Raw genomic sequence first — 23,525 nt, 5'->3', positions numbered from 1 at the left:
GAGTGGTCGTCAGGCGGCGTAGCGGAAGGCGATCCGCTCGCGCCGCGCGAAGGCACCCCGGGTGAGCCGCCAGACGACCCGCATCGGCAGGCCGGCTTCCGCGGCGAGGCGCGCCTGAGCGCTGACCGGCAGCTCGTGCATGAGCCACGGGACGACCGCAATGACGAAGGCGGGCCCGCTGCCCTTCTGGAGGGTCTCCTCGATCGCCGTCCACTCGTCACCGGCGATGTACTTCTGGATCAGCGGGATCGCCTCGCTCTCCTCGTGCGCCAGGTGCCGCCCGAGGCTGTCGACCGCCGCCTTGAGCGTCGCCGCGAGCTCCGCTCGCACGGCTTCGTCGCCCGTGAGCGCCAGGGTGCGGTATGCCGCTGAGCTCGCTTCCAGCATCGGGTCGATCTCGCCGTGCTCGGCTTCCATCGCCTCGAGCACGGCGCGCTCGCACTCCTCCGCGCGGTCCATCAGGGCCGGCCAGATGTGGTCGTCCTCGCCGCGGTGATGGTGGTGCAGTGCCTGCGAGAAGAGGTCCCAACGGTTCGCGAGGGACTGCCAGGTCATCCGGTCAGTGACGGGAGTCTTCTCCGCCGAAGCGGCGAAAGCCCGCAGGTCCCGCCGGAACCCGTGGTGCATGACGTACATCATCGTCATGTCGATCGGGCCTTCCGGAGCGGCGACCTGCCCGGGGAGCATCAGTTGGGTGGGCCAGGCGGTGGGGGTCTCGGTGTGGAGGGTCATCGTCGTCCTTCTCGGTATCCGCGCCACCCCGGTCGGGGCACGCAGCGAGAAGGAGGTGAACGGCATACCTCCTGATACGACCCGGCGAGAAGTTGTCCGAACTGCCCGCTATGCCCCCCAGGAGGCCTGCGTCCCCCCGACCCGTTCGGCGGAGACCCGCTCGAAGTAGCCCGAGTCGCGGTAGGCCGCCACGGGGTCTCGAGGGAGCCCCCGCTGCTCACGGCGGTCGGCCAGTGCTCCGCGGACATCGGTCCGGTATGCGTCCATGAGGATGCCGTTGGCGGCGAGCACGTCTCCGCTCCGCTGTGCCTCCCGCAGGGCCTCCTGGTCCACGATGAGCGCCTTGGCGAGCGCCTCCTCCACGTTGAGGACCGACCGCAGCTGGCCCTCGACCTTCGGCTCGATGTTGTGGCACTGGTCGAGCATGAAGTTGATGCCGGAGGAGGGTCGGTGGCCGTCCTGCTGGACGATCTCGTGCAGGATCCGGAAGAGCTGGAACGGGTCCGCCGCGCCGACCATGAGGTCGTCGTCGGCATAGAAGCGGGAGTTGAAGTCGAAGGCGCCGAGTCGTCGGGCGCGCAGGAGCATCGCGACGATGAACTCGATGTTCGTCCCGGGGGCGTGGTGCCCGGTGTCGAGGACGACGGTCGCGCGCTCGCCGAGCTCGACGCAGTGCACGAAGGACGTGCCCCAGTCGGGGATGTCCATGTGGTAGAAGGCCGGCTCGAACAGCTTGTACTCGAGCAACAGCCGCTGGTCCTCGTCGAGCAGGCCGTAGATCTGTGCGAGGGAGTCGGCGAGCCGGTCCTGGCGGGCCCGGATCGAGTCCTGGCCGGGGTAGTTCGTCCCGTCGGGGAGCCAGAGCTTGAGGTCGGTCGATCCGGTGGCCCGCATGACCTCGATGCACTCGCCATGGTGCCGGATCGCCTTCGCGCGTACCTTCTCGTCGGGGTGGCAGAGCGAGCCGAGGCGGTAGTCGTCGTCCTGGAACAGGTTGGAGTTGATCGCCCCGATGCGCACGCCCTCGTTCTTCGCGTGCGCGACCAGGCCCTGCCAGTCCTCGACCCGGTCCCACGGGATGTGGAGCGAGACTCGGGGAGCGAGGCCGGTCAGGCGGTTGACCTCTGCGGCGTCGGAGATCTTCTCGAACGGGTCTCGGGGGACCCCCGGACTGCCGAAGACCTTGAACCTCGTGCCGGCGTTGCCGAACGCCCAGGACGGGAGCTCGATCGAGAAGTCGTCGAGCTCGGTGAGGCGGCTCGTGTCAGTCATCGCTGACTCCTCTGCTGTTCGTAGCGGGTGCGGATGAACTCCCGGGCCGAGCGGGCCAGCTGCATGCCGTCCGACCAGGTGTTGCGCCAGATGGCGAGGTTCGAGGACAGGGTGGGGTGCACGACCTCGGAGGAGAACGACTCGAAGGTCATGACGCCGTCGTAGCCGACGTCGTGCAGGGCGGTGAAGAACTCGTCCCACGGGATCGAGCCGGTGCCGAGGGCGCCTCGGTGGGATTCCCCGAGGTGGACGTAACCGAGCTTTCCTGCGGCCGCCGCCGCGTGGACGGCCTCGGTGAACGACACCTCCTCGATGTTCATGTGGTAGACGTCGAGGTGGGCCACGACGTTGTCCCGACCGACCTCGTCGATGAACGCGAGGGTCTGCTCGGTCGTGTTGAGCACGTTCGTCTCGTAGCGGTTGCAGAACTCCAGGCCGAGCGTGATCCCGCTGGCGGCCGCCTCGTCCGCGAGCCAGGCGATCGACTCGATGGAGTTGGACCGGCCTCGCTCCGTCACCGGTGCGGCATACCGGCCGAGCTTGGAGAAGATCACGCCACCGAGGTAGGTCCCGCCGACGTCGCGGGTCAGATGTAGGGCGTCGAGCAGCAGTGCGCGGCCGCGCTTGACGTCCTCGGGGTCCTCGCTCGAGACGTCCGTGTCCTCACCGAGGCCGAGCGACACCCCGGCCGACACCTCGTGCTCGGCGAGGAGCCGTGCCGTCAGGTCCGCGTCGAACGTCGAGGGGTCGAGGGCGGCCAGCTCGATGAGGTCGAAGCCGGCCTCCCTCGTCGAGGCGATGGCGTGCCGCGCCTCGGTCGCGCTCCAGCCCCCGACCCAGACGAGGGCGTGGATCCCGAAGCGGTTGCGGGTGGGCTGCGTTGCTGGTGCGGTCATCTGCCCCGCCTCACCGGAGGAAGCCCTGCGGCACGCCGGAGTCCACCGGCACGATGAGCCCGGTCGTGACGGGGAAGGCGTCCCCGGTCAGGGCGACGACGGCGCTCGCCACGTGCTCCGGGAGGACCTCGTCCTTGAGGACGGTCCGCTGCGCGTAGTACTTGCCGAGGTCCTCCTCGGCCACGCCGTACGTCTTGGCGCGCGAGGCGCCCCAGCCGCCCGAGAAGATCCCGGAGCCGCGGACGACGCCGTCGGGGTTGACCCCGTTGACCCGCACGTGGATGTCGCCGAGCTCGGCGGCGAGCAGGCGCACCATGTGGGCCTGGGCCGCCTTCGCCGAGGAGTAGGCGATGTTGTTCGGGCCGGCGAAGACCGCGTTCTTGGACGCGATGATGACGATGTCTCCACCCAGCTCCTGGGCGCGCAGGACCGGCTCGACGGCCTTGGTCACGAGGAAGGACCCGCGCGGCATGATCTGGTACTGCAGGTCCCAGTCCTCGACGCTCGTGTCGGCGACGGAGCCCGCCCGGGTGATGCCTGCGTTGTTGACGACCAGGTCGATGCCGCCGAACGCGAGCACGGCATCCGCGACGGCGGCGGCGACGGCGTCCCGGTCGGTGACGTCGACGGCGACACCGACGGCGCGGTCGGGTCCCCCGAGCTCGGTTGCGACGTCGGCCACCTTCTCGGCATCGAGGTCGGCGACAACGACGTTTGCGCCGTCGGCCGCGAGGGCTCGGGCCGTCGCCAGCCCGATCCCGGACGCGCCACCCGTGACAAGGGCGACTCGTCCCGCGTGGGCCTTCGGCTTGGGCCGACGCTGCAGCTTCAGCTCCTCGAGGATCCAGTACTCGACCCGGAACTTCTCGGCCTCGTCGACGGGCTGGTAGGTCGAGACCCCCTCGGCGCCGCGCATCACATTGATGGCGTTGACGTAGAACTCGCCCGCGACGCGAGCGGTCTGCTTGTCCGCGCCGAAGGAGAACATGCCGACACCCGGCACGAGGATGATCGCGGGCGCGGCGCCGCGCATGGCCGGCGAGTCCGGCTCCTTGTGCCGCTCGTAGTAGGCGGCGTACTCCTCGCGGTACTCGTCCTCGAGCTCGTGCAGCCTCGTGACGACCTCGTCCAGGGGAGCATCGGGGGCGGTGTCGAGCAGGAGCGGACGCACCTTGGTGCGGAGGAAGTGGTCGGGGCAGCTGGTGCCGAGGTGGACGAGACGGTGGGTCTTCTCCCGGGCGAGGAAGTCGAGGACGAGATCGGAGTCGGTGAAGTGGCCGACCTGCCGTCCGTCACGGGAGGCGACGCCGCGCAGGTGGGGGAAGAGCGCGGCCGCGCGGGCCCGGCGCGCCTCGGTCGGCAGCGGAGCACGCGACTCGTCGAAGGCGCCGAACGGCTCTGCGACGGAGTGCTGCTCGATGTACTCCGCCGCCTCGCGGATGATCCGCAGCGACCGCTCCTCGACCTCCTCGCTCGTCTCGCCCCAGGCCGTCAGGCCGTGGCCCCCGAGGACCGCCCCGATGACGCCGTCGCGAGCGGCCCGGTCCCGCATGTCCCGGCCGAGCTCCCAGCCCGGTCGCTTCCACGGGACCCACTCGACCGCACCGCCCCAGATCTCCCGGACGAGCCGCTCCCCGTCGGCCGCGGTCGCGAGAGCGATGACGGAGTCAGGGTGGAGGTGGTCGACGTGCGGGTAGTCGACGAGCCCATGCATCGGGGTGTCGATCGACGGCGCCGCGCCCCCGGCGCCATGGCTGCAGTACGAGAAGAGGCCGACCATCTCGTCCTCGTGCTCGACGCCGCGGTACACCTTGTCGAGGGCGACGAGGCGGTCCCGCTCGAGGACCGCGAGGCCCTCCGGCTTCAGCGTGCCGAGGTCCCCACCGGACCCCTTGACGTAGAGCAGGTCGACCGGCTCACCCGTGGCCGGACTGGTCACGGTCACCTTGGCGGACGTGTTGCCGCCGCCGTAGTTCGTCACGGTGGGGTCCGAGCCGAGCCGGTTGCTCCGCTCCAGCAGCTTCTCGACCCCGGCGGGCAGGCCCGTCCTGGTGGTGTTCTCGGTCATCGGTGTTCCTTGTCTCGAGGGAGTGGGTCAGTGGGTGGGAGCCGGCACGGGCGCGAGGTCGTGTCCGGACTCGGCAAGGAGGCGCCGGAAGCGCTCCCAGAGATCGGTTGCGGCGGCAGCGGTCCGCTCGTCGGGCTGGACCGGTGCGGGGGACGGGACGAGCCGGTCGACGACGGCGGCCAGCGGCTCGTCCGCCGCACCGGCGACAGCGAGCAGGGCTGCACCCACCGCGCTCCCGGCTCCTTGGACGAGGACGACGGGCGCGTCGCCACTGGCCGCGACAGCTGGGCCGACGAGCGCCGCCCGGATCGAGTTCCACACCGGGCTGCGGCTTCCCCCGCCGGCCAGGACGTGCCGACGGGAGGGCACGCCGAGAGCGGCGAGCCGCTCGAGCCCGAGGCGCTCGACGAGTGCGACGCCGTCGAGGACGGCGCTGTAGGCGTCCACGTGGTCGCGCGGCGCACCGGAGAGCAGGTCGGCCATGGCCCGGTCGGCTACCGGGAAGCGCTCGCCGGGCCGGGCCAGGGGATAGCGCACGACGCTCGACGGGCCGTGGGCGGCCGCCACGGCGTCGAGGACCGCCGCATCACCGGACGGGAACTCGCTGGCCAGCACCCCGCCCCCGGAGTTCGAGGCGCCGCCAGGCCAGAACCGGCCGTCGGGGCCGAGGTGCGAGTAGACGGCACCGTCGGCGGTGCCCACCTCGGTCGCGCTGACTCCCTTGAGGACGAGGGTGGTGCCGAGCACGCCCATCGTGTCGCCTTCGTGGACGGCGCCGGTGCTGACCTGCGCCGTGCAGCCGTCCGTCATGCCGGCCACGAGCAGCACACCGTCCGGAAGCCCGAGCCGCGAGGCGATAGCGGGGTGGACGGTTCCGACGACCGTGCCGGGGATGACGAGCTCGGGCAGTCGGTCGCGAGGCACGCCGAGCACCTCGAGCAACGGCTCCTCGAAGTCCTTGCTGGACAAGCGGACTCCGGCCTTGAGCCAGTGCGAGGTGTCGCCGGCCACCAGTCGCCCGGCCAGCGCCGACAAGGCGACGTCGGCGCTCGTGAGGACAACCCGCGCGTCGGGGACCTCGTCGAGCAGGAGACGAGCGCGGCCGAGCGTAGCTGCCCTCCGCACCGCCGCCCGGTCGAGCACCGTTGCCGCGCTCGTGTCGTCGTAGAGCCGCGCGTCGGCGAGCGGCCGGCCGGCCGCGTCGGTCGCGACGACGGTCCCCGACGTGCCCGTGACGCTGACGGCGCGGACGGGCGGTGCGTTGGGAGGCAGCTCACGGCATACCTCCTCGAGGAGGGCGAGCGCGACGTCGCCGTATGCCGCTGGCTGGCGGGAGTGCCCACCCTCGCTCCGTGCCGGGCGGGGGAGGTCGCGACGGGCAGTCGCGAGGACGGCGCCGGTCCGGGCGTCGAGGGCCACGCACCGGGCGCCGGCGGTGGCCAGGTCGATGCCGAGGACGGTCGCGCCGGGCGTCATCTCAGCCTCGGGTCCGGGCGTGGGGGAGCAGGGCGGCGGCCACCGTCGTGAGGTCGGGCACGCTGAGGTCGGCCTCCCCGAGCTGGTCGGCGGTCGGCTGCGGCGGTGCTTCTCCGCGGGTCACCCAGACCGTTCCCATGCCGAGCGCCTTCGCCGGCCGCACGTCGGTGTCGAGGCGGTTCCCGATGTGGACCGCGTGCGCGGCGTCCGTGCCGGCCTGGTCGAGGGCCCACTCGAAGAACTCGCGGCTCGGCTTCTCGTGGCCGACGAGGGCGGAGATGCCCCAGATGTCGATGTAGTCGGCGAAGCCGTCGCGCTGCAGCGCCTCGATCGTCGCCGCCTCCTGGTTCGCGACGATCCCGAGCAGGACATGGCCGTGGAGGGTCCTGAACAGCTCGAGCGCGTCCGGATAGGCGGACCCGGCGGGGTGGGTCCAGTGGCGGCCGGTCCGCTCGTGCAGGTCGTGTCGGAGGGACTCGTCGCCGAGCAGCTCCCGGGCGAGGGTGCGCCGCAGGCCGCCGGCCTGGGTGGCCCGGACGTCGTCGTAGATCTGCTCGAAGGCGGCGCGGTCGACGGGCCCGAGGCCCCGCTCGGCCTGGAGGTCGTCGAGGCCGGCGAGGACCGCGGACGTGAAGTTGTCGTCCGGGTAGATCGGGCCGCCGACGTCGCAGAAGACGACGTCGATCCGGTCGGGAAGGCTCACTCGCTCACCGCCCTCGGGCGAGGTTGGTGCGACGCTCGGCGACGTCGTCGCGGGCGAAGAACTTGGCCACGTCGGCGACGCTGAGCGGCGCCAGCCCGCCGACGGAGAGGGCGATCGTGCGCACCCGCGCGCCCTTGACGGCCATCAGCGACACCGCCTCGACGCCGGCTGCCGTGGGGGCGGTCGCGACGATGCCGTGGTTGCCGAGCAGGACGAGCTGCGGGAGCCGGCCGTGCTCGGCGACGTACTCGCGCAGCCTCTCGTCGTAGAGACGACCGAGCTCGATGCCCGGCGTGGCGTAGGGGACGAAGAGAGGGTGCCCGATGACGACCGCCTCGTCGGAGTAGACGATCCGGGACCAGGCATCCGCCGCGTGGACGCTGGCGAGCAACCCGACGACCTGCGTGGGGTGGGTGTGGCCCACGAACCGTATGCCGCCCACCTCACGGGCGAGCCGCGCCACGGCCGCGTGCACGAGGGTCTCGATGGAGCCGCGGCGCGGGCTGCCGTCGTCACGTGACGCGTCCTGTGCGACGAGGACGGCGGTCAGGTCCGCCTGGCTCGCGCCGGGGTCGTCGACGAGCGCCATGACCTCGTCGACGTCGACGACGACGAAGTCCTCCTTGGTCGAGCTGGCCAGGTTGGCCCCGGACGCCTTGACGACGAGTCGCCCGTCGTCGAGCAGCTCCGAGGTGTTGCCCTCGGCGAGGATCGCGAGGTCCAAGCCGGGCTGACCGAGCAGCCGGGTCAGCTCGAGGAGGTCGTCCGAGACGAGGCCCGGGTTCCACGAGGTCGGCATCAGCGGGTCCCTCCGTAGCGGCGCTGGGTCAGCCCGTTGAGGAGGGCGGCGAAGATGAGCACGAGGCCGAGGGCGAGCAGCTGGTACTGCGTGCCGGCGTTGCCTGTGAACGCCAGGAGGATGCCGGCGTTGAGCCACGTGATGAGCACGGTCGCCAGGACGACGCCGGCGATCCGGCCGATGCCACCGGTGATGGCGACACCGCCGAGGACCGCGATGGTGATGGCGGGCAGGGCCAGCCCGTTGCCGGAGGTGCCGGCGTCCGGCCGGGCCGAGGCGAACTGGGCGGTGATGTAGACCGCCACGAGGCCGGCGACCAGGCCGGAGATGACGTAGGCGACGAAGCGGGTCCGGCGCACGTCGAGGCCCGCCCACCGGGCCGCGACGTCGTTGGTGCCGATCGCGAAGAGCCGCCGGCCGTACGACGTCCGGGCCACGACGAACCAGATCACGATGACGGCCGGGAGGAAGAAGGTGAACACTCCCAGCGGCACGTTCGGCAGCTGCCCGCCGATGAGCGGGATCTCGACCTGGTTCGTGATCGTGTAGAGGCCCGCGATCTCGGGGGAGGAGATCGGGCTCGAGTTCGTCACGACGAGCGCGAGGGACTTGAAGGCGTAGTACGTCGCGAGGGTGGCGATGAGGGCCGGGAACCCGAGATTGGCGACGAGGAAGCCGTTCACCGCCCCGAGGACGCCGCCGACGACGATGGTGAGGACGATGGCGGCGGCGAGCCCCCAGTGCCACTGCCCGTAGGCGAAGCCGAAGAGCATGCCCGAGAGCGAGACCATCGAGCCGATCGACAGGTCGATGCCGCCTCGGCCGGAGACGATGACGACGAGCTCACCGAGGGCGAGCAGGCACAACGGGACGGCGTCGACGAGCGACGCGGAGAGGTAGTCCGGGTCGTAGGAGCCGTTGAGGTAGCCGCCCATGTCGAGCAGCGTCATCCAGACGACGACGATGACGATGAGCGCGGCGAGCAGGGCGATCCGCTGGGTGAGCAGAGCCTTGACGATGCGGCTCAGCAGGCTCGGCTGGCGCTCCTGGGGAGGCTCCGGGGTCGGCTGCTCCTGGACCGGCGGCGTGGCGGTCGTGGTCATCGCTGCCTCCTCGTGCGTTGGCGGATCAGGTCGGCGCCGACGGCCACCGCGATGGCGACGCCGACGAAGAAGTCGGACAGCTGGCTGGGCCAGCCGAGCTGGGTCACACCGGAGGAGACGGTCTGCACGAGCAGCGCCCCGAGGACCGTTCCGAGGACCGAGCCGCGGCCGCCCGTGATCGACGTCCCGCCGATGACGACGGCGGCGATGACGGCCAGCTCCTTGCCCGAGCCGATGGACTGGTCGAGGGTCGAGGTGCCGGACGCGACCGTGAAGACAGCGGCCAGGCCGACGAGGATGCCCGTGATGACGTAGGTCGACATCACCCGTCGCTCGACGCGGATGCCGGCGAGGCGTGCGGCCAGCGGGTCACCGCCGATGGCGTAGAGGTGGCGGCCCGTCCGGGCGTGCCGGAGGTAGACCCACGCGACGACGACGACGAGGAGTGTGAGCACGAAGCTGTGCGGGATGCCGAGGGTGCGTCCGCCCTCGCCGCGACCGAAGAAGTCGATCGTGTTGGGGATCCCGTTGACGGTCTGGTCCGCGAAGATCTGCCGGCCGATGAACTGGAAGAGGTTGGCCGTGCCGAAGGTGATGATGATGGCGTGGACCCGGCCGTAGGCGATGAGCACGCCGTTGATGAGGCCGAGCACGCCGCCTATCGCCATCGCGATGAGGATCGCGACGATGAGCGGAACGCCTTGGTTCACAAGAAGCTTCGCGCTGCTGACACCGGCGACCATCATGGCTCCGCCGACAGAGACGTCGATGCCGCCGGCGATGATGATCATCGTCATGCCGACGCCCATGAGGGCGATGGGGGCCACGGAGGAGAGGAGCGGCTGCCACGAGCCCGCGGTGGCGAACGCCGGTGTCAGGAAGGACAGGGCGATCCACAGGATGATGAGGACGCCGATGAGCACCCATTCCTGTCCGGTGACCGGGCTGGGGAGCAGCCGGCGCCCGACGTGCGCGCTCGCCGTGCTGTCCTTCGTGGGGGTGGGCGTGGGGGCGGTGGTCACTACGCCACCTCCTGCTCGTCGCCGGCCGCGGCGGCCAGGACGTCGGCCTGGCTCGCGCCGGGCAGGAACTCCTTGGTGGTCCGGCCGGCCCTGACGATGTGGATGCGGTCCGAGATCCGGAGGGCCTCGCTGAGGTCCGACGTGGTGATGAGGACGGCCGTGCCTTGGTCTGCCAGCGTGGCGATGATCCGGTGGATCTCCTCCTTCGCACCGACGTCGACCCCCTGGGTCGGCTCGGCGAGGACGAGGACGTCGGGCCGCTCCACCAGCTGGCGGGCGAGGACGACCTTCTGCGCGTTGCCGCCGGACATGGCCGAGATCGGCTGTCGCTCGCTCGGGGTCTTGATGGCGAGCCGCTTGATCATGTCGCGAGCCACGTGCGTCTCCTTGCCCCGGTCCATCCAGCCGAGCACTCGTGAGAGCAGCGGGAGATGGCCGACGGAGATGTTGAAGGCGATGGACTGGAAGGCGAACATGCCCTGCGACTTGCGGTTGGCCGGCAGCAGGGCGATGCCGTGCCGTTTCGCCGCGCGCGGGTCGCGGGGCGCGATCGGCTTGCCGTCCAAGAGGATCCGTCCTCCCGTCGCATGTCGGATGCCGTAGACGACATCGGCGATCTCGGCGACACCGGAGCCGACGAGCCCGTAGAGCCCGACGATCTCCCCAGGCCGGACGGCGACGTCGACCTGCTCGAAGTGGCCCGCGCATGCGAGGTTCTCGAGGACGAGCCGGGGCTCGCCCTCCGGCACGGCGCGACTCTCGGCCTGCTCGTCGATGGCCCCGCCCACCATGAGCTCGACGATCTTGCGGATCGTCAGCTTCGCGATGGGGTAGGTGCCGATGGTCCGGCCGTCGCGCATCACGGTGACCTCGTGGACGATGCGGAACAGCTCGTCGAGGCGGTGGGAGATGTAGATGACCGAGACACCCGAGTCGGTGAGCCGGCGGATGACGCCGAAGAGGACGTCGATCTCGGAGTCGGTGAGGATCGCCGAGGGCTCGTCCAGGATGAGGACCTTGGCATTGCCGGCCAGCGCCTTGGCGATGGAGACCTGTTGCTGCTCGGCGATGGACAGCTCGCCGACCGGTCGGGTCGCGTACGAGGCGGGCAGGCCGAGGAGCCCGAGCAGCTCGATGACCCGCTCGTGCTGGCTCGCCCAGTCGACCCGTCCGCCGCTGACCTGCTCCCGGCCGACGAAGATGTTCTCCGACACGGTGAGCTCGGCGAAGAGCTGCGGCTCCTGGTAGACGGTCTCGATGCCGTGGTCCAGGGCGTCCTGGGTCGAGCGGACCGTCATGGGGGCGCCCTCGAACCTCATCGCGCCGCTGTCCGGGGTCTCGGCACCGGACACGATCTTGATCAGCGTCGACTTGCCGGCGCCGTTCTCGCCGACGATGGCGTGTACGGTGCCCGGCCGGACGACGAGGTCTGCGTTGCGGATGGCGTGGACGCCGCCATACCGCTTGGAGATGCCGTGCAGCTCGAGCCGGGCGTGCGCCGAGTCGGGCAGGCTCGCCGGGGATTGCGTCGATCCGACCGGTGTCATCGATCCTCCTGGGGAGTGAGCGCCCTGGCCGCCCACGCGCACTCGGTGGGTGGCCGCTGGGCCACGGCCGGGTGCCTCTGACAGCACCCGGCCGGGCCACGGCGGGTCAGTAGTTGTACTTGCCGACGTTGTCCTTGGTGAGGATCAGCGGCGGACCGAGCAGGAGCACCTTGGTCGTCGGGTCGTACTCGACGGCGGGCATCGCGTCGTTGACGTGGTTCTTGGCCTGGAACTGCTTGCCCTCCGCGACCTGCTGACCGGCCCATGCGGTCAGGTAGCCGAGGTTCTGGACGTCCCAGAGGATCGAGGCCGACGACGAGCCGTCCTGCAGGTAGGGCGCCATCGACTTCGGCGTGCCGAGCCCGACCGTGAAGACCTTCCCGATCTTGCCGGCGTCCTTGACGGCCTGGGCCACGCCCGGGGCGGACGACGTGCACTCGCCGACCAGGCCCGTGAGGTCCGGGTGGGCGTTCATCAGGTCGCTCGCCATCTGGGTGGCCTTGTTCTGGTCCTCACCGGCGTAGACGACGGAGACGATCTGCATGTTGGGGTACTTCTCCGCGGTGACCTTCTTCTGGACCGCGATCCAGGAGTTGAGGTTCTGCGCGGTCTCGCCACACGACACGATGGCGTACTTGCCCTTCTTGCCCATGGCCTTGGCGAGCTCGTCGGTGAGGGCCGTGCCGATGCCCTCGGTCGACGCCTGCTCGACGAAGGCCTCCCGGACCGAGTCGGGCGCGTCGGTGTCCGAGGTGAGCACGTGGATGCCCGCGGCCTTCGCCTCCTGGAGGACCGGCGCCATGGAGTTCGGGTCGTTCGGGGCGACGACGATGACGCCCACCTTCTGCTGGATGTAGGAGCGCACGATCTGGGCCTGGGCGGCCGCATCAGCCGTTGTCGGACCCTGGTAGAGCCACTTGACACCCAGGTCCTGCGCGGCCTTCTGGCCACCGGCGTTCATGGCCTCGAAGTAGGGGATGCCCTGCAGCTTCGGGACGAAGGCGACGGAGACCTGCTTGCTGCCGGAGCCGCCGCCGGCCTGGGTGCCGCCCGCTGCGGCGCCGGTGTCGTTCTTCTTCGTACAGCCCGTGAGGGCGAGCAGTGCCGAGACGGCCACGACGCTCGTGACCTTGCCGGCTCGTGTGAGGTTCATGCGGTGAACTCCTCATGACGGTGCCAGGAGGTCCTGGCAGGTGGGGCTGCCTCGCCCGGGGTGGGAGAGACGCTTGTGGTGTTGTCCGATGCTGGGCTCAGACCCCGAGTCCTTGCTGGGACCGGTCGGTCGTGACGAGGCGGGTGAAGGTGTCGTATGCCGCGTCCCACGCCTCGTGGGTGCGTGGCAGGTAGCTGGTCGGCTCGGCCGACGAGCCGATCACCCGGCGGATGTCGCCGAGCCCGTCGAGCTCACCGAGGGCGACGAGCTGGGCGGCCGCGTTGCCGAGGGCGGTGGCCTCGACCGGTCCGCACACGACGGGCGTGCCGACGGCGTCCGCCGTGAGCTGCGACAGCAGCGCGTTGTTCGAGCCACCCCCGACGATGTTGACCGTCGGGATGGCGAGCCCGGTGATCTCCCGGAGGTCTGCGACGACGTGGCGGTAGCTGAGCGCGAGGGAGTCGAACACGCAGCGGGCGATCTCGGCGACGGTCTCGGGGACCCGCTGCCCGGTGAGGCGGCAGTACTCCTGGATGCGGGAAGGGGTGTCCTGCCCGTCGAGGAACTCGGGTGCGTCGGGGTTGATGACGCTGTGCAGCCCGCTCGTCTGGCCTGCGAGGGCGACGAGCTCGGGGTAGGTCAAGGCGGTGCCCTGGGCCGCCCACTCCCGTCGGCACGACTGGATGATCCACAGGCCGGCGACGTTGCGCAGGAAGCGGATGGTGCCGTCGTAGCCGCCCTCGTTGGTGATGTTGGCGGCCCGGGTGCGGTCCGAGATGATCGGCTGCGGGATCTCGATGCCGGCGAGGGACCACGTCCCGGAGGAGATGTAGAGGCCGTCAGGGCTGGCGAGCGGGGTGCCGACGACCGCGCTCGCCGTGTCGTGGCCCGGGGGCAGGACGACCCGGGCGCCGCGAAGGCCGCCGACGGCGTAGTCGGGCAGGAGCGGCCCGACGTCGGTCCCCGGCGGGACGACCTCCGGGAGGATGTGGGTGGGGATGCCGAGATCGTCGAGCAGGCCGGTGGCCCACCGCCCGGCGGCCATGTCGTAGCAGCCGCTCGTCGAGGCCGCGGTGTACTCGGTGACGGTGCTGCCCGAGAGCAGGTGGTGGAAGACGTCCGGCATCATGACCAGCCGCGCGGCCCGCTCGAGCCGGTCCGGGCGCTCCGCGGCATCGCTCGCGAGGGCGAAGATCGTGTTGATGTCGATGATCTGCACGCCGGTCGCGTCGTAGAGGCGGGACGGGCCGACCTCATCGAGGACCCGGGCCCGGGCCCGCGGCTGTCGGGCGTCCCGGTAGCAGGTGGGCTCGTCGACCAAAGCGCCGCCGGCGTCGAGCAGCCCGTAGTCGACGCCCCAGGTGTCGGCGCCCACCGACGCGATGGGGTCGCCGCCTGCGGCGAGTGCGCGGAGCCCCTGGAGAACGCCCGCGCGGAGGTCGTCGAAACCCCAGCGCAGGATCCCGTCTACCGGGTGGGGGGTGTGGGAGAACCGGTGTGCCACCTCGAGCGAGAGGCGCTCGCCGTCGAAGGACACCTTCGCGACCCGGCCGCTCTCCGCGCCGAGGTCGATGGCGGCGACGTGCCGGGTCGCCGTCATGGCCGCCTCCTCGGCTGCGTCGCGGTGGGCCGTGGTGAGCCGTCGAGCCGGCTGTCGGGGTCGACGAGGTCCCAGACGACGCCGGCCCTGGTCCAGTCCGCGTGGACCGCCTTGGGCGTGCCGATATCGGAGACCATCCGGGTGACCCGGTCCGCCGTGACGAAGGGGTGCATCCCGAAGCGGTCGACCTTGGTCGAGTCGAACAGGGCGTAGACCTCGTGGCAGGCCGAGGCGAGCGCCGCCTTGGCATGCGCCTCTTCGGGACTGATGTCGAGCAGGCCGCGTTCCCGGCTCAGGCCGACGAGGCCGAAGAAGCCCCTGTCGACCCGGCCGCGGCCCGTGAAGACGTCACTGAGGAAGCCGACCATCGACTCGGACGCGCGGCGCAGGACCCCACCCGGGACGATGACGGTCGCGTTCGTCTCGCTGAGCAGGAACTGCGACACCCGCAGGCCGTTCGTGATGACGGTGAGGGGCTGGACGTCGACGAGCTCCTCGGCGAGGGCGTAGCACGTCGTCGACGAGTCCATCGCGATGACGTCGCCGGGGCGCACGAAACCGGCCGCGTGGCGCGCGATGGCCCGCTTGGCCGCGGGGGAGACCCGCTGGCGGAACTCGAAGGCGCCCTCGTCGGCCATCGGGGTGCTGAGCGCGCCGCCGCGGATCCGCCGGAGCATGCCCCGCCGCTCGAGGGCCTCGAGGTTCTTGCGGACCGTGACCGTGGAGACCTTGAAAGCCTCCGCGAGCTCGTTGACGTCGACCCGGCCGTTCTGCTCGAGCTGGCGCAGGATGGCCTGCTCGCGGTCGAACTCGGTGAGCGATGCCATGTGCACCTCCTCGACGGCTGTGGCGAGTGGGTCTTTGGGGGACTGCCACGAGCGTAAGGAAGCGAAAGTTCGATGACAATAAGCGAAAGAGAAGTGAAACTTCCGGGCTTGCGAAGAGCCGCCCGCGGTTTGCGCCGGCGGTGGTCCGGTGGTTCCGGACGGGCGTCCGGAACCACCGGAGAGGGGTCAGCCCACGACCGAACGGAGCGTGATCCTCGCGCCGTCCAGGTCGCGCACCAGGTCACGGAGGAACGGGTGCTCGTCGACCTGCAGGCCGTCGGGGTTCGGGATCACGATGTAGGCCGAGCCGTCGGCAACCGACGTGTGCGCCGTGGCCGCGTACTTGGCGACAACGGCTTCGGCGCGGCCGCGGTCTGCGGTCGCCACCTCGATGGTGATCGGCCGCCAGTCGCCTCCGAGGTTCGGCGCGACCGGTGCTGCGGCGGCCGCCGCCCGGGACGCCTCGACGTTGCCCTGGGGCGCGACCGAACGCTGCTGGGTCGGCGCCTTGGCCGCTGGCTTCGCCGGGTAGAGCAGGGCGTTGGCGACCATGTGAATGCCGTTCTCGTTGTAGGCCCGGAACAGCGGGTTGTAGGCGAACAGCACGGCCCGGCCGGCGCCCGTCGGCTCGTCGACGAGGGCAACAGTTCCCTTGAGCGCGTCTGCCTTGACCGTGTAGCCGTTGAACCAGAACGAGTCGTCGGCCGGGTAGGTCAGGACGTTGGTGCCCGTGGTGCTGGGCGTGAGGATCGAGTCCGAGTTGTTGAACTCGAAGTCCTCGGCCGGCCGGCCCAACGAGACGGGGCTGCTGGTGTCCACGTCGACCCGGAAGTGCGAGCCGATGACCTGGTATCCGGTCGGCTTCGGCTTCTCCGTGGTGGAGGTGAGTCCGGCGGTGCGGGCGATCCGGGTGCCTTCGTTGCGGAGGCCGATGTAGGTGCCGCCGGCGGCGACCCACGCCTTGAGGTTCGCCAGCCCGGCGGCGTTGAGGCCGCCGTTCGAGCTGCTGCCGTCCGGCACGAGGAGCACGCTGCGGCTGGTGAACGCGGGCGTGTTGCCGTTGATGTCCGCCGTCGTCACGGGGCCGAGCTCCAGGCCCCACCGCTCGCCAAGCACGTAGCGGGCCTCACCGTATGACCCGGAGGTGGTCGAGATGCCCGTGCCCGCGAACAGCCCGACTTCGGGCCGCTGGAGAGGTGTCCCGGATGCCGCAGCGGCGCTCCCTGTGAGCGTCACGCCATACGTCCTCGCGAGCTTGTCGATCGAGCTCACCGGTCCGGCGGCGGGCACGCGCACGACGCCCGTGGCCATGTCCCGGTGCAGCTCGGTCCCCTGGGCCAGGAGCTTGAAGGTCAGCTCTGCTGCGGCCGCGGAGTCGAGCGGGTAGGAGTACGACCCGCCTGTCGGCGCGGCGACGGCGATGCCGCCGTCGATCCCCTTGACCAGGTCGGCCTTGGGGGCGAGCACGTCCCCGGTGTAGACCGTCTCGACGCCCATGAGGAGCGGGTTGCTCCAGGACGACACGTCATAGAAGTAGGGGAACGGGACGTACGGGTCCTCGCCGATGAGGGCCTGGATCCAGTGCTTCTGCGGCTGTTCCATGGGGATCCAGTACGCGCCTGCCGGGACGGTCATGTTCTGCGCACTGCGCCCGCCGAAGAGCCGGGCGTTCGGCACGGTGATCGGGTCCTTGAGCCGATAGACCTCGACGTCCATCCCGCGGAGCCGCTCGACGAGCGCGCGGACGTCACCGACCTGACGGTCCGGCATGAGGAAGTAGGACCGGACGGTGATGTCCGGGACCGGGAACTGCACGGAGTTCGTCGGCTGCACCACCTCGTTGGGCTCCAGCTGGCCGGCTTTGCCCTCGGCGAGGGCGGTCTGCCAGATCTTGTAGTAGCCCTGCAGGACCTCCTGCTTGTTGTCGGCGGCCCAGCCCGTGGTCGCCCACTGGGTGAGGTACTGCTGCTGGGCTCGGTCCTCGATCGTCGAGGAGCTGCCCTTCTCGTACGTCATGCCGGCAGCGCCGAAGCCGGTGGCGGGAACGGTGTCGCCGTAGCCCATGAAGAACAGGTCGTACGACTGGTAGTTGAAGTAGCACTCGGTCGTGACGCCCGGGCGGCAGGCGCCGTTGTAGTTCTCCTCGAAGGCCTTGCTGTTGGCCGCCCCGATCCGGTTGATCCAGTCGACCGGCTGGTCGGCGACCTCGTGGTGGATCGGGTCGGCGTTGGGCGGGAAGAAGAACTGCCGGCCGCCCATCTCGTGCGCATCGATGAACACCTGCGGCGGGAACTTGCGCAGGAGCTCGATCTTGCCGTCCGTCTCCTGCTGCGTCCGGGCGAACCAGTCACGGTTCAGGTCGAAGCCGAACTCGTTCTGCCGGCGGTTGGCGTCGCGACCGTCCGGGTTCTGGGTGGGGACGATCACCGTGACGAGATTGTCCAGGCGCTTCTGGACGTCGCAGGACTGGCCGCTCGCCAGCTCGTACAGGGTCCGGAGAGCGCCGTCGGCGCCGCTCTTCTCGCCGCCGTGGACGTTGCCGGCCACCCACACGATCGCCGGGGTGTCCGCGGCATACCGGGCCGCCTTGTCCGGCTTGAGCGAGCGCGGGTCGCGCATCTCCGAGATCTGCTGGGCGACCTTCTGCAGCTGCCCGGGGGTCAAGGTCTGCTCGTTCGACACGATCGCGTACGGCAGGGGCTGGCCCGTCACGCTCTTGGCCATGACGCCGGTGATGACCCGGTCGGAGGCCCGGTCGACGGCCTGCAGGTACTCGTTGATCTCCTCGGTGGTGACGGGGCGCTCCTGCCCCTTGCCGAGCGGGAAGCCGAGCACCTGCTGGGGGCTCGGTACTGACGCCAGTCTGGCGTTCGGGTCTGCGCTGCATGTGGTGGTGGAGGGTGGTGCGGCGCTGGCGACTGCGCCAGCTCCTATGGGGAGCACCGACGCGACAAGTGCGGCAGCTGCGATGCCTGCGACTCGGCGACGTGGTGTTCCCTCTCTACCGACGGCGTGGAACATCGTTGTTCCTCCTGGTTCCGGAGAGGGTGTGAGTTGCCCCGAACTAAAGGGTGAGATGGACGCTATTGGGCCCGGCACACCCCTGCAACAGATGGGACTCCTGGGGCGCCCGGAGGGCCGGCGGGGGGTGCTGGCACCGGACGGGCGGGGGGTCGGCCGCTGCGAGGAGGACCGTTTTGGGCGTTTTCGCAGGTCAGCGACACGCCACGCCGAACCTGTCCGATGCGGTTGCGGACGTAGGGGTGAGTGCTTAGAGTTACCCCTACATCTAGTAGTTACAGACGTGTAAGTCGTCCACATGTAGTCCCCAGCGGCAGGCGGCTTGCCCACACGTCATCAACAGGTTGTCCCCAGGAGGAGGTCGAGAGTGCACTGCCCGTTCTGCCGGCACACCGACTCTCGTGTCATCGACTCACGGACGACCGACGACGGCGCTTGCATCCGACGGCGACGCCAGTGCCCGGCGTGCGGCCGGCGCTTCACCACGCTCGAGACGAGCAGTCTCAGCGTGATCAAGCGATCCGGTGTCTCCGAGCCGTTCAGCCGGGCCAAGGTCCTGTCCGGGGTGCGCAAAGCGTGCCAGGGCAGGCCCGTCACCGAGGACGACCTCGCCCTGCTCGCGCAGCAGGTCGAGGAGGCGATCCGGTCGCAGGGCAACGCGGAGGTCGAGGCCCACGAGGTCGGCATGGCCGTCCTCGAGCCGCTCCGCAGGCTCGACGAGATCGCCTACCTCCGGTTCGCCAGCGTCTACCAGGCGTGGGAGAGCCTCGAGGACTTCGAAGGAGCCATCGCGCTCCTGCGCGCCGAGCGGGACACCGCGGGTGAGCAGCCCGCTCCCGCCGACGCGGCGCGGTAAACCCCTCCACATCGTCGCCACGCAGCACCACGGGTGAGTGTCAGACCCCGGCGACAGACTGGCATGCAACAGCAGGATCAGGCGTTTACACCAACAGGGATCGATGGTCTGGGAGGCCACAGCATGACGGAGATCGGGAACCGCAGCTCACGCTCGCGGGGCGGTGCCAAGAAGGGCATCACCATCGAGCGCATCTACACGACGCCGGGCGTTCACCCGTATGACGAGGTGACGTGGGAGAAGCGGGACGTCGTCCAGCAGAACTGGAAGACCGGCGAGACGATCTTCGAGCAGCGCGGCGTCGAGTTCCCCGACTTCTGGTCGGTCAACGCCAGCACCATCGTCACGACCAAGTACTTCCGTGGCGCGCTCGGCACCGACCAGCGCGAGACCTCCCTCAAGCAGCTGATCGACCGCGTCGTGCTGACCTATGTCAAGGCCGGCAAGGACCACGGCTACTTCGCCACCGACGAGGACGCCGAGGCCTTCGAGCACGAGCTCACCCACGCCCTGCTGCACCAGGTCTTCTCGTTCAACTCGCCGGTGTGGTTCAACGTCGGCACGAAGTCGCCGCAGCAGGTCTCCGCCTGCTTCATCCTGTCCGTCGACGACTCCATGGACTCGATCCTCAACTGGTACAAGGAAGAGGGCAAGATCTTCCAGGGCGGCTCCGGCGCCGGCCTCAACCTCTCCCGGATCCGCTCGTCCAAGGAGCTGCTCAGCTCCGGTGGCACCGCCTCCGGCCCGGTCTCCTTCATGCGTGGTGCCGACGCGTCCGCGGGCACCATCAAGTCCGGTGGCGCGACCCGCCGCGCCGCGAAGATGGTCGTCCTCGACGTCGACCACCCCGACATCGAGGAGTTCGTCGAGACGAAGGCGCGCGAGGAGGACAAGATCCGCGCCCTGCGCGACGCCGGCTTCGACATGGATCTCGGTGGCAAGGACATCGTCTCGGTCCAGTACCAGAACGCCAACAACTCCGTCCGGGTCACCGACGAGTTCATGCAGGCCGTCGAGGACGGCACCGAGTTCGGTCTCCGTGGCCGCCTCAGCGGCGAGGTCATCGAGACGGTCGACGCCCGTGACCTCTTCAAGAAGATCTCGCAGGCCGCCTGGGAGTGCGCCGACCCCGGCCTGCAGTACGACGACACAATCAACGCCTGGCACACCAACCCGGAGACCGGCCGCATCACCGCGTCCAACCCGTGCTCCGAGTACATGTCGCTCGACAACAGCTCGTGCAACCTCGCCTCGCTGAACCTGCTGAAGTTCCTCCGCGACGACGACACCTTCGACGCCGTCACCTTCCAGAAGGTCGCCGAGCTCGTCATCACCGCGATGGACATCTCCATCTGCTTCGCCGACTTCCCGACCGACCCGATCGGCGAGACGACCCGCAACTACCGCCAGCTCGGCATCGGCTACGCCAACCTCGGCGCCCTGCTCATGGCGACCGGCCACGGCTACGACTCCGAGGGCGGCCGCTCGCTCGCCGCGGCGATCACCTCGCTGCTCACCGGTGCGTCCTACAAGCGCTCGGCCGAGCTCGCCGCGGTCGTCGGGCCGTACAACGGCTACGCCCGCAACGCCGACGCGCACAAGCGCGTGATGCGCAAGCACCAGGTGGCCAACGACAACATCAAGACCCTTGACGCGATGGACCTGTCGATCCACAAGCTCGCGACGAAGGCGTGGGACGACGTCATCAAGCTGGGGGAGAAGCACGGCTACCGCAACGCCCAGGCGTCGGTGCTCGCCCCGACCGGGACCATCGGTTTCATGATGGACTGCGACACGACCGGCATCGAGCCGGACTTCTCGCTCGTGAAGTTCAAGAAGCTCGTCGGCGGCGGCTCGATGCAGATCGTCAACCTGACGATCCCGCGGGCCCTGAAGAAGCTCGGCTACCAGCAGGAGCAGATCGAGGCGATCGTCGAGTTCATCGCCGACAAGGGCCATGTCATCGACGCCCCGGGCCTGAAGCCCGAGCACTACGAGGTGTTCGACACTGCGATGGGCGCCCGGGCGATCCCGCCGATGGGCCACGTGCGGATGATGGCGGCCGTCCAGCCGTTCCTCTCCGGCGCGATCTCCAAGACGGTCAACCTGCCCGAGACCGCGACCGTCGAGGACATCGAGATGGTCTACATGGAGGGCTGGAAGCTCGGTCTCAAGGCTCTGGCCTGCTACCGCGACAACTGCAAGGTCGGCCAGCCGCTCTCCGACGCCAAGGCGAAGACCGAGTCCAAGGATGCGGAGAAGGCGGTCGAGAAGGTCATCGAGTACCGCCCGGTCCGGCGTCGCCTGCCGAAGCGGCGCACCTCGCAGACGACGTCGTTCGCCGTCGGGGGAGCGGAGGGCTACCTCACCGCCGGCACCTACGACGACGGCCAGCTCGGTGAGCTGTTCCTGAAGTTCGGCAAGCAGGGCTCGACCCTGGCCGGGGTGATGGACGCGTTCTCGATCGCCGTGTCGATCGGCCTGCAGTACGGCGTGCCGCTCGAGACCTTCGTCGAGAAGTTCACGAACCTGCGCTTCGAGCCGGCCGGCCTGACCGACGACCCGGACGTGCGCATGGCGCAGTCGATCATGGACTACGTCTTCCGTCGCCTGGCGCTCGACTACCTCGACTTCGACACCCGCTCCTTCATCGGCATCCACACCGCGGCCGAGCGGGCACGTCAGGTCGAGACCGGCTCCTTCGAGGAGATCGTGACCGAGGGCGATGACGGCATCGAGGACGAGCTCCAGTCGCTCCAGCAGTCGGCCCCGCTCGCGAAGAAGGCGGAGCCGAAGCAGGAGAAGGCCGAGGACAAGTCCGCCGAGGTCAAGTCCGGCGCCGGCGCAGCCTCTGCCCGCGAGACGTCCTCGGACGTCCACTCGTCCGCGGAGCTGATGGAGAAGTTCCAGGGCATCTCCGCCGACGCCCCGATCTGCATGACCTGCGGCACCAAGATGCGCCCCGCAGGCTCCTGCTACGTCTGCGAAGGCTGCGGCAGCACCAGCGGCTGCAGCTGATGTCATCGGTCAGGAAATGTCATGCACGACTTGGTCACGACTGACATTCTTTTGGTCAGCAATGTCACCAGATCGGTCAGAATGACATTCCGGTAGCGGAACGGCCCGGCTCCCCAAGGGGGCCGGGCCGTTCGGCGTCCGGAGCAGCGAACACCGGACCCCAGTTGGGAGGGCCGGTTCGCCCAGGGGTGTGCCGCGGTCGCAAACGTCCTCAACTGCCGGTGGTCGGAGTTGTGATCCCCCGATGCAGGGCTTCGATCAGCCGGCGACGGCACCCTGGGGGCGCGCCCGGACAACCGCGCGCGTCAGCCGTGGGATGCCATTGAGGAGGTGGTGCTCGGCGTCTCGCGCCACGCAGTCGGCGGCCTCGAGCGAGAGATCCCCGGCGAGGTGCACCACGGCCTCGGCGTGCACCTCGTGGCCTACCCATCGCATCCGAACTTCATCGACCCGCAGGACGCCGGGCACGCCGGCGATCAGTCTCTCGGCAGAGTCGACCAGCTCAGGCTCCACGCCATCCAGGAGCCGGCGGAAGACGTCTCGGACAGCGGTGCGCAGCACCAGGAGGATGGCGACGGTGATAAGGAGACCGACCACCGGGTCTGCCCACGACCAGCCCAGGGCGACTCCGCCGGCCCCGATGAGGACGGCCAGAGACGTCAGTCCGTCGGTACGGGCGTGGTGACCGTCTGCGACCAGGGCCGCGGATCCGATGGCGTTGCCCTCGCGGATGCGGAAGATCGCGACGGCCTCGTTGCCGAGGAAGCCAACGAAGCCGGCAAGGGCGACCCAGCCGAGGTTGTGCACTGGGGCGGGGTTCACGAGGCGGTCGATCGCCTGCCAGGCGGCGGTCACGGCGGACAGGGCGATCATGGCCACGACGAAGAGGCCGGCGAGGTCCTCGGCCCGACCGAAGCCGTGGGTGTAGCGACGCGTCGCCGCGCGGCGGCCGAGAACGAAAGCGATCCAGAGCGGGATGGCGGTCAGGGCGTCGGAGAAGTTGTGGATCGTGTCGGCCAGCAGGGCCACCGACCCGGAGATGACGACGACGAACAGTTGTAGGACGGCCGTCACGCCGAGCCCGACGAGACTCAGCCGCACGGCGCGGATACCTCGCGCATTGGACTCGAGGGCCTCGTCCAGGGAGTCGGCCACATCGTGCGAGTGTGGCGTGACGGCGTGCCGCAACCTCTCCCACAAGCCCGATCCGTGCTCTAGGTGGTGACCGTGGCCGTGCGCGTCGTGACCGTGGTCGTCGTGACCGTCCTTGTGGAGTGGGGACGGGCTCGGGGTGGAACTCATGCAGACCATGCTATCTGCACATATGCGAAGGTATGAACACGCGTAGGCTGTGATGCATGCACGAGGAACTTCCAGACCTGTCGATGCCGGAGGACGAGCAGGCAGACCTGGCCGCAGAGACCTTCCGGAT

The 23,525-nt window shown here is 69.8% G+C and carries 17 protein-coding genes; 2 read left to right on the top strand and 15 right to left on the bottom strand.

Annotated elements, in window-relative coordinates; all coding sequences use genetic code 11:
* Positions 1–9 precede the first annotated feature (9 nt).
* The 14 genes from ACTHJJ_RS05265 to ACTHJJ_RS05200 form a co-directional block, all read right to left on the bottom strand.
* A complete protein-coding gene (locus ACTHJJ_RS05265) occupies positions 10–732 on the bottom strand; it encodes a hemerythrin domain-containing protein (RefSeq protein WP_440301887.1) in 723 nt (240 codons plus the stop codon).
* 108 nt (positions 733–840) lie between these two features.
* Positions 841–2,004, bottom strand: coding sequence for an L-rhamnose isomerase (gene rhaI / locus ACTHJJ_RS05260; protein ID WP_440301886.1), 1,164 nt, complete (start codon positions 2,002–2,004; stop codon positions 841–843).
* Positions 2,001–2,900, bottom strand: coding sequence for a sugar phosphate isomerase/epimerase family protein (locus ACTHJJ_RS05255; RefSeq protein WP_440301885.1), 900 nt, complete (start codon positions 2,898–2,900; stop codon positions 2,001–2,003). The genes rhaI and ACTHJJ_RS05255 overlap by 4 nt, the downstream gene beginning before the upstream one ends.
* Before the next feature lie 10 nt (positions 2,901–2,910).
* On the bottom strand, positions 2,911–4,968 hold the full coding sequence (rhaD, locus tag ACTHJJ_RS05250) for a bifunctional rhamnulose-1-phosphate aldolase/short-chain dehydrogenase (protein ID WP_440301884.1): 2,058 nt from the start codon (positions 4,966–4,968) through the stop codon (positions 2,911–2,913).
* A 27-nt stretch (positions 4,969–4,995) separates the two neighbouring features.
* Positions 4,996–6,444, bottom strand: a complete 1,449-nt coding sequence (locus tag ACTHJJ_RS05245; protein ID WP_440301883.1) for an FGGY family carbohydrate kinase — start codon at positions 6,442–6,444, stop codon at positions 4,996–4,998.
* A gap of 1 nt (position 6,445) precedes the next feature.
* The gene (locus ACTHJJ_RS05240; protein WP_440301882.1) at positions 6,446–7,147 is read right to left on the bottom strand and encodes an HAD family hydrolase; all 702 of its coding nucleotides are present in this window, start codon (positions 7,145–7,147) and stop codon (positions 6,446–6,448) included.
* Between the two features lie 4 nt (positions 7,148–7,151).
* On the bottom strand, positions 7,152–7,946 hold the full coding sequence (locus ACTHJJ_RS05235) for a class II aldolase/adducin family protein (RefSeq protein ID WP_440301881.1): 795 nt from the start codon (positions 7,944–7,946) through the stop codon (positions 7,152–7,154).
* Positions 7,946–9,049 (bottom strand): ABC transporter permease, encoded by a 1,104-nt coding sequence (locus ACTHJJ_RS05230; protein WP_440301880.1) that lies wholly within the window; start codon positions 9,047–9,049, stop codon positions 7,946–7,948. Before ACTHJJ_RS05230 ends, ACTHJJ_RS05235 begins: the two co-directional genes overlap by 1 nt.
* Positions 9,046–10,071, bottom strand: a complete 1,026-nt coding sequence (locus ACTHJJ_RS05225; RefSeq protein WP_440301879.1) for an ABC transporter permease — start codon at positions 10,069–10,071, stop codon at positions 9,046–9,048. The genes ACTHJJ_RS05230 and ACTHJJ_RS05225 overlap by 4 nt, the downstream gene beginning before the upstream one ends.
* Positions 10,071–11,618, bottom strand: a complete 1,548-nt coding sequence (locus tag ACTHJJ_RS05220) for a sugar ABC transporter ATP-binding protein (RefSeq protein WP_440301878.1) — start codon at positions 11,616–11,618, stop codon at positions 10,071–10,073. Before ACTHJJ_RS05220 ends, ACTHJJ_RS05225 begins: the two co-directional genes overlap by 1 nt.
* Before the next feature lie 106 nt (positions 11,619–11,724).
* Positions 11,725–12,771: an autoinducer 2 ABC transporter substrate-binding protein gene (locus tag ACTHJJ_RS05215; RefSeq protein WP_440301877.1), complete on the bottom strand. Its 1,047-nt coding sequence runs from the start codon at positions 12,769–12,771 to the stop codon at positions 11,725–11,727.
* A 97-nt stretch (positions 12,772–12,868) separates the two neighbouring features.
* Positions 12,869–14,371 carry a rhamnulokinase gene (locus ACTHJJ_RS05210; protein ID WP_440301876.1) on the bottom strand — a complete coding sequence of 501 codons (1,503 nt, stop codon included), beginning with the start codon at positions 14,369–14,371 and terminating at the stop codon, positions 12,869–12,871.
* Positions 14,368–15,198, bottom strand: a complete 831-nt coding sequence (locus tag ACTHJJ_RS05205) for a DeoR/GlpR family DNA-binding transcription regulator (RefSeq protein ID WP_440301875.1) — start codon at positions 15,196–15,198, stop codon at positions 14,368–14,370. The genes ACTHJJ_RS05210 and ACTHJJ_RS05205 overlap by 4 nt, the downstream gene beginning before the upstream one ends.
* Before the next feature lie 186 nt (positions 15,199–15,384).
* Positions 15,385–18,033: a M14 family zinc carboxypeptidase gene (locus ACTHJJ_RS05200; RefSeq protein ID WP_440301874.1), complete on the bottom strand. Its 2,649-nt coding sequence runs from the start codon at positions 18,031–18,033 to the stop codon at positions 15,385–15,387.
* Positions 18,034–18,586: 553 nt separating this feature from the next.
* Between ACTHJJ_RS05200 and nrdR the strand changes: the two genes are divergently transcribed.
* Both nrdR and ACTHJJ_RS05190 read left to right on the top strand, forming a co-directional pair.
* Positions 18,587–19,075, top strand: a complete 489-nt coding sequence (gene nrdR / locus ACTHJJ_RS05195; protein ID WP_440301873.1) for a transcriptional regulator NrdR — start codon at positions 18,587–18,589, stop codon at positions 19,073–19,075.
* Between the two features lie 123 nt (positions 19,076–19,198).
* Entirely contained in the window at positions 19,199–22,093 is a 2,895-nt protein-coding gene (locus ACTHJJ_RS05190) for a vitamin B12-dependent ribonucleotide reductase (protein WP_440301872.1), read from the top strand.
* 258 nt (positions 22,094–22,351) lie between these two features.
* Here the strand turns inward: ACTHJJ_RS05190 and ACTHJJ_RS05185 are convergent, their stop codons facing one another.
* Positions 22,352–23,395 (bottom strand): cation diffusion facilitator family transporter, encoded by a 1,044-nt coding sequence (locus tag ACTHJJ_RS05185; RefSeq protein WP_440301871.1) that lies wholly within the window; start codon positions 23,393–23,395, stop codon positions 22,352–22,354.
* Between the last annotated feature and the right edge of the window lie 130 nt (positions 23,396–23,525).

The organism is Intrasporangium sp., from assembly GCF_051961875.1.
Lineage (GTDB): Bacteria > Actinomycetota > Actinomycetes > Actinomycetales > Dermatophilaceae > Intrasporangium_A.
The sequence above is the reverse complement of the archived record's forward strand: the minus strand, read 5'-3'. Positions and strand labels throughout refer to the sequence as shown.

Bases quoted from the DNA above. Each gene is read 5' to 3' on its own strand.
- ACTHJJ_RS05255 (WP_440301885.1), bottom strand. From the start codon at position 2,900: ATGACCGCACCAGCAACGCAGCCCACCCGCAACCGCTTCGGGATCCAC.
- ACTHJJ_RS05210 (WP_440301876.1), bottom strand. From the start codon at position 14,371: ATGACGGCGACCCGGCACGTCGCCGCCATCGACCTCGGCGCGGAGAGC.
- ACTHJJ_RS05205 (WP_440301875.1), bottom strand. From the start codon at position 15,198: ATGGCATCGCTCACCGAGTTCGACCGCGAGCAGGCCATCCTGCGCCAG.
- ACTHJJ_RS05265 (WP_440301887.1), bottom strand. From the start codon at position 732: ATGACCCTCCACACCGAGACCCCCACCGCCTGGCCCACCCAACTGATG.
- rhaD (WP_440301884.1), bottom strand. From the start codon at position 4,968: ATGACCGAGAACACCACCAGGACGGGCCTGCCCGCCGGGGTCGAGAAG.
- ACTHJJ_RS05190 (WP_440301872.1), top strand. From the start codon at position 19,199: ATGACGGAGATCGGGAACCGCAGCTCACGCTCGCGGGGCGGTGCCAAG.
- ACTHJJ_RS05220 (WP_440301878.1), bottom strand. From the start codon at position 11,618: ATGACACCGGTCGGATCGACGCAATCCCCGGCGAGCCTGCCCGACTCG.
- ACTHJJ_RS05230 (WP_440301880.1), bottom strand. From the start codon at position 9,049: ATGACCACGACCGCCACGCCGCCGGTCCAGGAGCAGCCGACCCCGGAG.
- ACTHJJ_RS05185 (WP_440301871.1), bottom strand. From the start codon at position 23,395: ATGAGTTCCACCCCGAGCCCGTCCCCACTCCACAAGGACGGTCACGAC.
- rhaI (WP_440301886.1), bottom strand. From the start codon at position 2,004: ATGACTGACACGAGCCGCCTCACCGAGCTCGACGACTTCTCGATCGAG.
- ACTHJJ_RS05215 (WP_440301877.1), bottom strand. From the start codon at position 12,771: ATGAACCTCACACGAGCCGGCAAGGTCACGAGCGTCGTGGCCGTCTCG.
- ACTHJJ_RS05235 (WP_440301881.1), bottom strand. From the start codon at position 7,946: ATGCCGACCTCGTGGAACCCGGGCCTCGTCTCGGACGACCTCCTCGAG.
- ACTHJJ_RS05245 (WP_440301883.1), bottom strand. From the start codon at position 6,444: ATGACGCCCGGCGCGACCGTCCTCGGCATCGACCTGGCCACCGCCGGC.